At 67.2% G+C, this 11,558-nt stretch carries 6 protein-coding genes; 1 reads left to right on the forward strand and 5 read right to left on the reverse strand.

Features of this window, described 5'->3' with window-relative positions; all coding sequences use genetic code 11:
• Positions 1 to 136: 136 nt before the first annotated feature.
• Positions 137 to 2,644, forward strand: a complete 2,508-nt coding sequence (locus tag IP92_RS28210; protein ID WP_145881700.1) for an O-linked N-acetylglucosamine transferase, SPINDLY family protein — start codon at positions 137 to 139, stop codon at positions 2,642 to 2,644.
• A 60-nt stretch (positions 2,645 to 2,704) separates the two neighbouring features.
• On the opposite strand, the gene IP92_RS28215 is transcribed toward IP92_RS28210, so the two are convergent.
• The 5 genes from IP92_RS28215 to IP92_RS30055 all read right to left on the reverse strand — a co-directional run.
• The gene (locus tag IP92_RS28215; RefSeq protein WP_145881702.1) at positions 2,705 to 3,346 is read right to left on the reverse strand and encodes a hypothetical protein; all 642 of its coding nucleotides are present in this window, start codon (positions 3,344 to 3,346) and stop codon (positions 2,705 to 2,707) included.
• 8 nt (positions 3,347 to 3,354) lie between these two features.
• On the reverse strand, positions 3,355 to 4,722 hold the full coding sequence (locus IP92_RS28220; RefSeq protein WP_145881704.1) for a glycosyltransferase: 1,368 nt from the start codon (positions 4,720 to 4,722) through the stop codon (positions 3,355 to 3,357).
• Between the two features lie 12 nt (positions 4,723 to 4,734).
• Positions 4,735 to 6,063, reverse strand: coding sequence for an HlyD family type I secretion periplasmic adaptor subunit (locus IP92_RS28225; RefSeq protein WP_229419015.1), 1,329 nt, complete (start codon positions 6,061 to 6,063; stop codon positions 4,735 to 4,737).
• The gene (locus IP92_RS28230; RefSeq protein ID WP_145881708.1) at positions 6,063 to 8,204 is read right to left on the reverse strand and encodes a peptidase domain-containing ABC transporter; all 2,142 of its coding nucleotides are present in this window, start codon (positions 8,202 to 8,204) and stop codon (positions 6,063 to 6,065) included. The genes IP92_RS28225 and IP92_RS28230 overlap by 1 nt, the downstream gene beginning before the upstream one ends.
• 198 nt (positions 8,205 to 8,402) lie before the next feature.
• A partial coding sequence (locus tag IP92_RS30055) for a beta strand repeat-containing protein (RefSeq protein ID WP_371860994.1) occupies positions 8,403 to 11,558 on the reverse strand: 3,156 nt, incomplete at its 5' end.

An 11,558-nucleotide genomic window follows, 5' to 3' on the forward strand; every position in this document is an offset into this window, starting at 1 on the left:
CAGTTGCAGGACGACGACAGGCGCCCGCTCCCATGTCCGCACAGCGTACCACGGCGGTATGCCGGCCCACGCACGGCTCGCGGCCAGCCCGGCCGTGCGGTACCCCACTGGCGCCGCAACGCGGTATGATCACGGCATGACCGCTACCGTGCCCTCCCACACCTTGAATGCCCGCGTCGATGCCGCCGTCTCGCTCGCCGAACAGGGTAAGCTTTCCCTGATCGAACTGTTCGAATGCACCCAGTTGCTCGCCGAGGCGGGCCAGCGTGAGCGCGCCGTGGCGCTGTTCAGGCTCTGGCTGGCCCACTGCCAGTCGCCCGTCAGCTACGCGGTCTGCTACAACCTGGGCGTGGTGCTGTCCGACCTGGGCGACAACGCTGGCGCGGAGCAGGCTTACCGCGACGCGGTGGAACGCAATCCGAACTTCATCGAAGCCCGCCTGAACCTGGGCACCCTGCTCGAGCGGATCGGCCGGCCGGACGAAGCGCTGGCCACGTGGCAGGCGATCCTCGGCGACGTGCAGCCGCCCGTCGCGCAGAACGAGGCGATGCACGTGCAGACGCTGAACAACCTGGGCCGGCTGCTGGAAATCCAGAAGCGCCTGCCGGAAGCGCTGGACATGCTCGAGCGCAGCCTGCACATCAAGCCGGACCAGCGCAGCGTGCTGACGCACTGGGTGCACCTGCGCCAGAAGCTGTGCCGCTGGCCCGTCTATGACGGCATGCCGGAGATACCATACGAGCAGAAGCTCGATGCGACGGCCGCGCTGGCGATGCTGAGCGCGTCGCCCGATCCGGCCGACCACCTGGCCGCGGCACGCCGCTTCGTCGAGGAAAAGGTCAAGGCCGACGTGCCCCACCTGGCGGACCCGAACGGCTATGCGCACGAGCGCATTCGCATCGGCTACCTGTCGTCCGACTTCAACTCGCATGCCGTGTCGATCCTGACGGCGGAGCTGTACGAGCTGCATGACCGCAACCGCGTCGAGGTGTACGGCTTCTCGTGGAGCCGCGAGGACAATTCGCCGCTGCGCGCCCGCGTGGTGCGCGCGATGGACCATTACATCCGCCTCGACCACCTGTCAGACCTGCAGGCGGCGGAGCTGATCCGCAGCCACGAGATCGACATCCTTGTCGACCTGCACGGCCTCACGCTGGGCGCGCGCCCGAACATCCTGTGCCACCGCCCCGCCCCCGTGCAGGCCACCTGGCTCGGCCTGCCCGGCCCGACGGCGATTCCCGGCATCGACTACGTGATCGCCGACCCGTTCGTGCTGCCGCCCGAACTGGAGCCCTACTTCACCGAGAAGCCGCTGCACATGCCGAGCTGCTTCCAGATCAACGACCGCCAGCGCGCGATTGCCGCGAAGCCGGCGCGCGGTCCACTGGGCCTGCCGGACAACGCGTTCGTGTTCTGCGCCTTCAACAACGCGTTCAAGATCACGCCGGACGTGTATGGCGCGTGGATGCGCATCCTGCGCCAGGTGCCGGACAGCGTGCTGTGGCTCGTGTCGGATGCGGAAGAGACGCGCGCGAATCTGCTGCGCGAAGCCGAAGCGCAGGGCGTGGCGCCCGAGCGCGTGCTGTTCGCCGGCCGCGCCGTGCCGGCCGAATACCTGGCGCGCTACCAGATCGCCGACCTGTTCCTCGACACGGCGCCGTTCAACGGCGGCACGACGGCCAGCGATGCGCTGTGGGCCGGCCTGCCGGTGCTGACCTGCAGCGGCCGCACGTTCTCGTCGCGCATGGCGGGAAGCCTGCTGCGCGCCGTCGGCTTGCCGGAACTGGTGACGTTCACGCTGGAAGAATACGAGCGCCTCGCCGTCGAACTGGCGCACGACCGGCCGCGCCTCGCGGTACTGCGCGAGCGCCTGGCGCAGCACCGCGACAGCAGCGACCTGTTCGACACGCCCCGCTTCGTGCGGCAGTTCGAGGATGTGCTTGCGGGTGTCGTCAAGCGTCCGTCCGGCGTGCCGGTGGTGCAACCGGCACCGGCGCAAACCGTTCCCCCGCCACCGCCGGCCAGCCCGGCGCAGCAGGCGATGCTGGACATGATCCGTCCTGGCGCCGGCACCGTCGTCGAAGTGGGCGGCGGCACGCTGGCGCAACACTGGCGCTACCGCCACCCGCATGCGCAGTATGTGGGACTGGGCGTGCCGCCCGATGCGCCGCCGGGCAGCCAGTGGTGCACCGAAACGCTGGCGCAGGATCCTGACACGCCCGCCGCGCCGCTGCCGCGCGCGCAATGCTGGGTGTTCCCGAACACGCTGGAAACGCTGCGCGACCCGTGGGCCATGTTGAAAGGTATTGCCGCCAACGGTGGCGCGGGTGTCGAGATCGTCGCCTGCATCGGCAATGGCCAGTACTGGGAGCTGCAACTGCAGCAGGCCAAGGGAGAGCTGCGCTACGGCAGCGAGATCCTGCCGCGCCGGCAGCTGCGCTGGTTCTCGCGCGCCACGCTGGTGGAATTGCTGAGCGAATGCGGCTACCGGCTGCTCGATATCCGCGCCGTGATGCAGGCGACGCCCGATCCGGCCGTGCTGGCCGCGCTGGGCCAGCTGGCCGCAGCGGGCGGCGGCAATCGGGGCCTGGCGGGCGAGGATGCGACGGTGTTCCAGTACATCGTGCGCGCCCGCGCCGGCTGATCTACCGGCCGGTCAAGTGGCCGGTCAAGTGGCCACTCAGGTGGCCACTCAGGTCGTTACTCAGGTAGTCAACACCTCGCCCCATTTGCGGGCTAGCGTGTCGCGAAATTCCTGGTAACGCCCCCAGCCGAAGCCTTGCCGGCTGACGGTGGCGCTGTGGTGCACCAGCTTCTTCGGCACGAAACCGGGCTGGTACAGCAGGTCGCTCTGTTCGCCCGAATCCGTCAGCAGCGTGTGGATGCGGCCGCCGTGCAGGCGCGACACCTGGCAGCAGAAATCCTCGACGTACAGGTGGAACTCGCCGAAGTTGGCCGTATCGAAGCGGCACGGCGTATCGGCGCGCGTGACGAGGAAGCAGCAGTCCAGCGTATCCACCTCGAACAGCGCGCGTTGTTCCGACCAGCGATAGAAGCCGCGCGCATCGCGCCCCACGGCGCCCAGCGCGCCGAAGTCCGGCACCGCGGCGATCGTGCGCTCGATGCGGGCCAGCAGGTCCGGCGGAAAGCTGATGTCCTGGTGCGTCAGGATCAGGTATTCCGTATTGCAGCGCTCGAGCATCGTGTTGTAGTTCTCGGCCGGATACGCCACGTCGGACGTGCAGATCACGTCGAAGTCGCCTTCGAGCTGCGCGAGGCTCATGCCCAGGTAGCGGTCGTGGGTCTGCTGCTTGTGGCTGATGTAGCCGAAGGTGAATTTTTTCACGATATTCCTCAGATCACGGCGGCGAACATCGGGTCGCGCCGCATGGCGGCCGTCACGCGGTCCAGTCGCTCCTGCGCCTGGCGGCGCTGCTCCGGCGTGAAGTTGGCGGGGCCCTGCTCGTCCAGCCATTGCTGCAGCTGGTTGCGCGTGCCCAGCGTCTTCAACGCTTCCTGCTGCACGATGGCTGCGGGATAGCCTTCCGCCGCCAGCAGCTGGTACACGCGCAGCTGGGTGTACGCATAGTCGAAGCTCTTCGGCGTGAAGCGCTTCGTCACCGCGGCCGGGTTGTCCTGGCGGTAGTAGAAGATGCCGTCGCTGAACACGACCTTGTTGGCGTTGATGAAGAACAGCCGGGCCGAGTACTCGTCCGCATTCAGGCCGAACTCCGCGAAGCCGAAGAAGCGTACCAGGTTGGCGCGCCACAGCGCGTTGCCGGGGATGCTCCAGTCCAGCGAGTGTTGCGCCGCATCGCGGCCGGACAACTCCACGGTGCGATCGCCCCGCAGGCCGGACAGGATGCGGTCGCGCGACGGGTCGCCCGGGTAATGCAGCACGACGTTCGGGATCACCGCATCGGCACCCGTCTCGTGCGCGCGCGCGACCATGCTGGACAGCCAGTCCGTCGAGAACAGGTCGTCCTGCGACGAGTACACGAAGAAGTCGCCGCGCATCTGCGGCAGCGCGTGGTTCAGTGCGCGCGACGCGGTGCCCAGGTTGTGCGGCGTCTGCAGCACGCGCACGCGCGCATCGCGCCGCGCATAGTCCTGCAGCAGCGCCAGGCTGCCGTCGGTCGAATGGTCGTCGACGCACAGCACCTCGAAGTCGGGGTGGGCCTGCGCCAGCACCGACTCCAGGGTCTGGCCGATATAGCGCTCGCCGTTGTAGACGGGGATCACGACGCTGACCATGCTGCCGCCGGACGGCGCGCGCGCGGCGGCCGCTTCGACCTTGCGCAGCACGGCGAACAGCCGGTCGCCGCGCCATTCCTGGCGCAACGTCTCGAATGCGCCGGTAAAGCCGTCCGTCACGCCGTCGCGGCCGAAGTGGCGCGGGAACGTGTGCTCGTCGATCGGGTTGACGACGGCGGGGTCGCCAACAGCGGCCGGGCCGGCGGACATCACGAGGAAGTGGCCGCCCGGTTTCAGCACGCGCCACGCCTCGTTCATCAGCTCCACGAACGGCAGGCGGCGCTGCGGCGCATACAGCAGGCGCGGCACGCGTGCCGGCAGCTCATAGGTGCACAGGTAGTCGAAGCTGTTGTCCGGATGGGGAATCGGCTCGACGACGAGATCGGCCGCGACGCCGAGCGCCTCGTCCGCGTGGAACGGGTTGGCTGGCGCGGTGCCGCCGGAGAGGTCGAGGTTACGCGTAGTCATTACGGATACTCATCACGGTTCGCGCAGCGATTCGTCGAGGGCCTTCGTCAGTGGCCACAGCAGGTAGGACATCACGGAACGCTGGCCGGTGACGATTTCCGCGTTCAAGGTCATGCCCGGCAGCAGGCGCGCCTGCGCCATATTGCGCAGTTTCACATTGCTGAGCGCAATGCGGCCCACGTAGTACGCATCGCCCTGGCCCGTGGCCACCTGCTCGCGGCGGAACGCATCCTCGCTGATGTTGCGGACCTTCCCTTCCAGCATGCCGTGCTTCTGGAATGGGAACGCATCGAGCTTCACGTGCACCGGAGCGCCCACCTTCAGCGTGCCCACGTCCTGCGATTCGATCTGCACTTCCGCCTCCAGCTGGGCGCCCAGCGGCACGATCACGAACATCTGCTCGGCCTCGCGCACGACGGAGCCGGTGGACAGCTTCGGCACTTCCAGCACGACGCCGTCGGCCGGTGCCGTCAGCTGCACGAGCCGGTGCCGCATGTCCGCCTTGGCCAGTTGCTCGGCCAGGCTGTCGCGCTCACGCGACGCGTTCAGCAGGTCTTCCATCGCCTTCTGGCGCCAGCTCTTGTCAAAGGCCGCCAGTTCCGCCTCGGCCGACGCAAGCTCGCGCGACAGTTCGACATCCTTGTTGCGGCCCATGACGAGGGTACGCTCCACTTCCAGGCGGCGGTCGCGCGCTTCCAGCAGCTGCATCTTGGCGCCGAAGTTTTCGGCGACGAGGCGCTCCTGCATCGCCTCGATCTGCGACAGCGATTTGAGACGCTCGGCCAGCACCTGCTGGTCGCGTTTGTTGGTCTCGATGCCAGCCTTCAGGCGCGCGATGTTTTCCGACATCTTGGCGCGCTGCGCCGCGAAATTGGCCTTGCGCTCGCTGGCCAGTTGCGCCTGCAGCCGGTCGTCCGCACCACCGCCGGTGGCGGCATCGCCGCGGCCGGACAGTTCGGCTTCCAGGCTGCGCGTCTGCGTCTCCAGGCTCTTGTAGCGGTTGCGCAGCTGCGCCTCGTCCGCTTGCGTGAACGTGGGGTCGAGCGTGGCCAGCAGCTCGCCCTTGCGCACGACCTGGCCCGGCCGCACCGCAATGCGCTGCACGATCGACGTTTCGAGCGGCTGCACGACGATGTTCGGCGTCGGGTTCACCAGGCGGCCGGGCGCGATGACGATCACGTCGATCTTCGACACGCTGGCCCAGACGATGAAGACCAGCAGCGCGGCAGCCAGCACGTGCAGCGTGCGGCGCAGGTAAGGCGGCAGCGGCGCGCGCTCGATCGCATCGGCGTCGGGCAGGAACTCGGTTTCGGTCGCCTCGCCGAGGCGCTTGCGCGACATTACAGGTGGCTTGTTTGCTGGTTCCATAGGTGCTGATAGGTATCGCTGCGGGTCAGCAGTTCGTCGTGCCGGCCGGCGTCCACGAGACGGCCGCGCTGCATCACGAGGATCGCGTCGGCGTTGACCAGGGTGGACAGGCGGTGCGAGATCATCACGACCGTACGGCCGACGGCGATGCGCGACAGGTTGCGGATGAAGATCGCTTCGCTTTCCGGGTCCAGCGCGGACGCGGCTTCGTCGAGGATCAGGATGCGCGGTTTTGCGAGCAGGGAGCGCGCGATCGACAGGCGCTGCTTCTGGCCGCCCGACAGGTTCGACGCATTCTCTTCCAGCAGCGTGTCGTAACCCTGCGGCATGCGCTCGATGAATTCGTCGGCGCCGGCCGCCGCCACCGCCTCGGCGATTTCCTCGAACGTGGCATCGGGCTTGGTGACCAGCAGGTTTTCGCGGATCGTGCCGCGGAACAGGAAGTTCTCCTGCAACACGACGCCGATCTGCCGGCGCAGGTGCGACAGCTCGATCTCGCGCGCGTCATACCCGTCGAAGCGCACGATGCCTTCCTGGACGGCATACAGGCCCTGGATGACCTTCGTCAGCGTCGTCTTGCCGGAACCGCTGCGGCCGACGATGCCGACGACGGTGCCCGGCTTGATCGTCAGGCTGGTGCGGTCGAGCGCATTGTTCTGCGCGCCGGGATAGCGGAACGTCACATCCTCAAACTTGATCTCGCCCTGCAGGATCGGGCGCAGGCCGCCACCACCGGCGCGGCCCTCCGGTGCGCGGTTCATCACCTCGCCCATCATCTTCACGGACAGCGCCGTTTCCTGGTATTCGTTGACGAGGCCGACCAGCGCGATCAGCGGCGACGTGACGCGCTGCGACAGCATCTGGAACGCGATCAGCGCACCGACCGTCAGCGTCTGGTCGAACACGCCCTGGGCGCCGACGACGATCAGCACCACCGGCATCAGCTTGCCGAGGAAGTCCGTGATCGCATTGCCGACGATCGAGATCTGGCCCACGCGGAAGTGCATGTTGATCGATTCGGCGGAGCGCTGGTCCCAGCTGCGCCGCTGGTTCGGTTCGATCGCCAGCGCCTTCACCGTGCGCATGCCGTGGATCGTCTCGACAAGCATTGCCTGGCGCTGGCCTTCCGCGTTGTACAGCGCGTTCAGGCGGCGCTGGAACGTGGGCACCATGGCCATCACGATCGCCGCGATGATCAAGGTGAACACCAGCACGATCAACGTCAGCTTGAACGAATAGGAAAACAGGATCGGCAGGAACACGAACAGCGAGATCAGGTCCAGGCCCGTGAAAAACAGCCGGCCCGTGAGGAAGCTGCGGATCTTCTCGAGCTGCTGCATGTGGCGCGTGATGACGCCGGCCGTGGTGGTTTCGAAATAATCGATCGGCAACGACAGCAGGTGGCTGAAGGCGCGCCGCGTCAGGCGGATGTCGATCTTGTTCGACGCGGCCAGGATCAAGGTCTGGCGCAGGAAGCCGAACGCGGCGTCGAACACGAGCGCGATGACGATGCCGGCGGCCAGCACCCACAACGTCGTCACGCTCTGGTGCGTCAGCACCTTGTCGATGACGAGCTGGAAGAACATCGGCGAGGCCAGGGCCAGCAGCTGCATGCAGATGGCGGCGATGAAGATGTCGCGGAACGCGGCCTTTTGCTTCAGCAGCTCGGGGATGAACCAGCGCAGGCCGAACGGTTGATTCGGGTCGGACAGCTTGTGCTGCCGCTTCACGAACATTACCTCGCCGCTCCAGCGCGCGAGGAACGCGGCCTGGTCCAGCATGGCGATCTGCGCGCCGGCGGCCGGATCGAGCACGGCGACCTGTGCCTGGTCGCCTTCGCCGCGGGCACCGACGACGATCACCATATTGCCGTTGGTCAGGCGTGCCAGCAGCGGATACACACCGCCCTGGTTCAACAAGCCTTGCCAGCTCAAGTTGCCGAACTTCGCTTTCAGGCCGACGTCGTTGGCCATTCGCAACAGCAAGCCTTCGCCCGGCTCTTCGGCGCCCAGCGCGTATTCGTCGATGAGGCGGTCCGGGTTGATCTGGATCCCATGGTGCTGGGCAACTGCGGTGAGGCACTGCACTGCGGTGTGGGGGAATTTAGCTTGCATTGCGGCGGTCTGGATGGGCTCTCGTGAACGCGTTGGGATACCCCGAACCGCGTAGTTGCTCGACGGGGCATTCTACCCCAGACAGAGCGGGGCCAAGCACAAATTCCAGCAGTGCCGGCCCCTATAAAAAAACGGCAAGACCGGGTGGTCTTGCCGTTTCGTACAGCTTTGCCGGCCCGGGGGCCGGCAGCGTTTGGCTTACTTGTTCGGCGCAGCCAGGATGCCGTGGTTGCCGGCCGATTGCAGGGCCTTCAGGCGCAGCGTCTCCGCATCGGACATCGTCGCAGCGGACGACGTGCCGGTGGCGTTGAACTGGCGCATCGCATCGGCCAGCATGCCCGCGCTGGCGGTCAGCGTCTGACCGCTGCCCAGCACGTCCAGCTTGGCGACACCGCTCGTTGCCGGGGTATCGGCGTTGAACGAGGCCATTGCCTGGGTCAGGCTGCTGACGCCGGACTGGAGCGGGGACGTTGCGAAGTACACGTCACCGATCGTGTGGCTGGAGCCATCCGACGTCTGGTAGCTCGAGCTCGCACCGACGAAGTTGCCGTTGGTTGCCGTGCCATCCTTCGTGCCGTTCAGGTCGATCGACACGATGTTGTGGTCGGCCAGGCTGGTCAGTTCACCAGCTTGCGTCACACCGTCACCGTTGCCATCCACCCACACGCGCAGGTCGCCGAAGGCCTTGTCGTCCGTGCTCAGCACGCCGTCGCCGTTGCTGTCGAGTTCACGCATTGCGGCGTAGCCATCGACTGCCTTGGTGCCGTCCGCCAGCGTGGTGCCCGAACCGAACAGCTCGGTGCCATCGTTGATGATGCCGTCGCCGTTGCGATCCAGTGCCAGCAGGCCGTCGTTACCGCCCACCCAGCCCGTGCTGACCTTGGTGCCGTTGCCCAGCAGGTCGAATGCGACGCCAGCCGACTTGCTGATCGTGTCGATACCGTTGCCGTCCAGGTCCAGGACCATCGGGGTGGTTGCCGACAACGCCGCGATCTGCGCCGTCGTGAACGCAGAGGTCTGCGTGGTCGACATGGCGTGAAGTTGCGAGGTCGTCATCGCGTGGATCTGGTCCGTCGTCATCGCCACGATCTGTTCGGTCGTCCACACCTTGAACTGCTGGGTGGTGAGCGAGGCGAACTGTTGCGTCGTCAGCGCGGCAGCCTGCTGCGTCGTCAGCGCGGCAATCACGTTGGTGCGCAGTGCACGCAGGTCCGTGGTCTCGAGAGCTTGCAGCACGTCGGTCGTCAGGCCGGCGATCTGCGTGGACGTCAGCGCTGCGGCCTGGGCGGTGGTCAGTGCCACCACCTGAGCCGTGCTCAACGCATCGATCTGCGCCGAGCTCAGGGCCGAGATCGCGTTGGTGCGCAGCACAGCGATGTCCGCCGTGTTCAGCGCCGCTACGACCGCCGTGGACAGGGCGCCGACTTGCTGCGTCGTCAGACCGGCCACTTGCGCCGTCGTCAGACCCGCAGCCTGCGCCGAGTTCAGGCCGTCCGCCAGCACCGCGGTGCCGAGGGCCGTGATCTGCGCCGTCGTCAGCGCGCCGATCTGGGCCGAGTCGAGCGCTGCCACCTGGCTCGACGTCAGGGCCGCCACCGCACGAGTGGACAGTGCACGCAGGTCAGAAGTTTCCAGCGCTGCCACGTTATCCGTGTTCAGCGCAGCCACTTGGCTGCTGGTCAGGCCAGCAGCCTGTGCCGTCGTCAACGCTGCGATCTGTTCCGTCGTCAGGCCGCTGTTGAACAGTGCCGTACCGAGCGCGCCCACCTGGCCGGTGGACAGCACGCCGATCTGCGCCGTCGTCAGGGCTGCCGCCTGGGCCGAGGTCAGGGCGGAGATCACCGCCGTGGACAGGGCCTTCACGTCCGCCGTTTCCAGCGCTTGCAGGTCGGTGCTCGTCAGGGCAGCGATCTGCGACGAGCGCAGCGAGGCTGCCTGCGCGGTGGTCAGTGCCACCAGCTGCACCGTGGTCAGGGCACCGATCTGGTCGGAGCTCAGCGCCGCCAGCGAGCGGGTCTGCAGGGCAGCAATCGCACTGGTGCCCAGTGCGGCCAGCACGTCGGTGCTGAGCGATGCCAGCTGGGTCGAGTTCAGGCTTGCGGCCTGGGTGCTGCTGAGGCCAGCCATCTGATCCGACGTGAGGCCGTCGTTCAGTGCGGCGGTGCTCAGTGCGCCGAGCTGGGCGCTGGTCAGCGCGCCGATCTGCACGGACGTCATCGCGGCCACTTGCGTGGACGTCAGCGCGGCGATCGCACGGGTCGAGATCGCACGCAGGTCGTTCGTCTCGATGGCCGCCACGTTGTTGGTGGACAGCGCGGCGATCTGTGCGCTCGACAGGCCGGCGGCCTGGCTCGTGCTCAGGGCAGCGATCTGTTCGGTCGTCAGGCCGGTGGCGAACAGCGCGGTGCCCAGCGCACCGATCTGGCCACTCGACAGCACACCGATCTGCGCGGTGGTCAGCGCGGCAGCCTGGGCAGAGCTCAGGGAACCGATTACCGCCGTTGTCAGCGCTTTCACGTCAGCCGTCTCCATCGCCTGCAGGACGTCGGTCGTCAGACCGGCGACTTGCGTCGAGTTCAGCGCGCCGGCTTGGGCCGTGGTCAGCGCCACGACTTGTGCCGAGTTCAGTGCGTCGATCTGGGCCGAGGACAGGCCAGCGAGTGCGCGGGTTGCCAGCGCAGCCAGGTCAGCCGTCGGCAGCGCAGCCAGCACGTCGGTCGACAGTGCCGCCACTTGCGCCGAGTTCAGGCCGGCAGCTTGCGACGTCGTCAGGCCGACGATCTGTTCGGAGGTCAGGCCGTTGGCGATCACGGAGGTGCTCAGTGCACCGATCTGGCCGCTGGTCAGCGCACCGATCTGCGTCGAGGTCAGTGCCGCGATCTGGGTCGAGGACAGGCCGGCGATGGCACGCGTCGAGATGACACGCAGGTCAGCCGTTTCAATCGCCGCCAGGTTATCCGTGTTCATCGCGGCAACCTGAGCGCTCGACAGGCCAGCAGCCTGGGTCGTGCTCAGTGCAGCGATTTGCGCGGTCGTCAGGCCGGAAGCGAACAGCGACGTTGCCAGTGCACCGATCTGACCGGAGGTCATCACGGCGATCTGCGACGACGTCAGCGCAGCGGCTTGTGCCGAATTCAGTGCGCCGATAACAGCCGAGGACAGTGCCTTCACGTCAGCCGTTTCCATCGCCTGCAGGATGTCGGTCGTCAGACCGGCAATCTGTGCCGAGGTCAGCGCGCCGGCTTGTGCCGTCGTCAGCGCCACGACTTGTGCCGAGTTCAGCGCGTCGATCTGCGCCGAGGACAGGCCAGCGAGTGCGCGGGTTGCCAGCGCGGCCAGGTCAGCCGTCGGCAG

The organism is Pseudoduganella flava (assembly GCF_007830495.1).
Lineage (GTDB): Bacteria > Pseudomonadota > Gammaproteobacteria > Burkholderiales > Burkholderiaceae_D > Rugamonas > Rugamonas flava.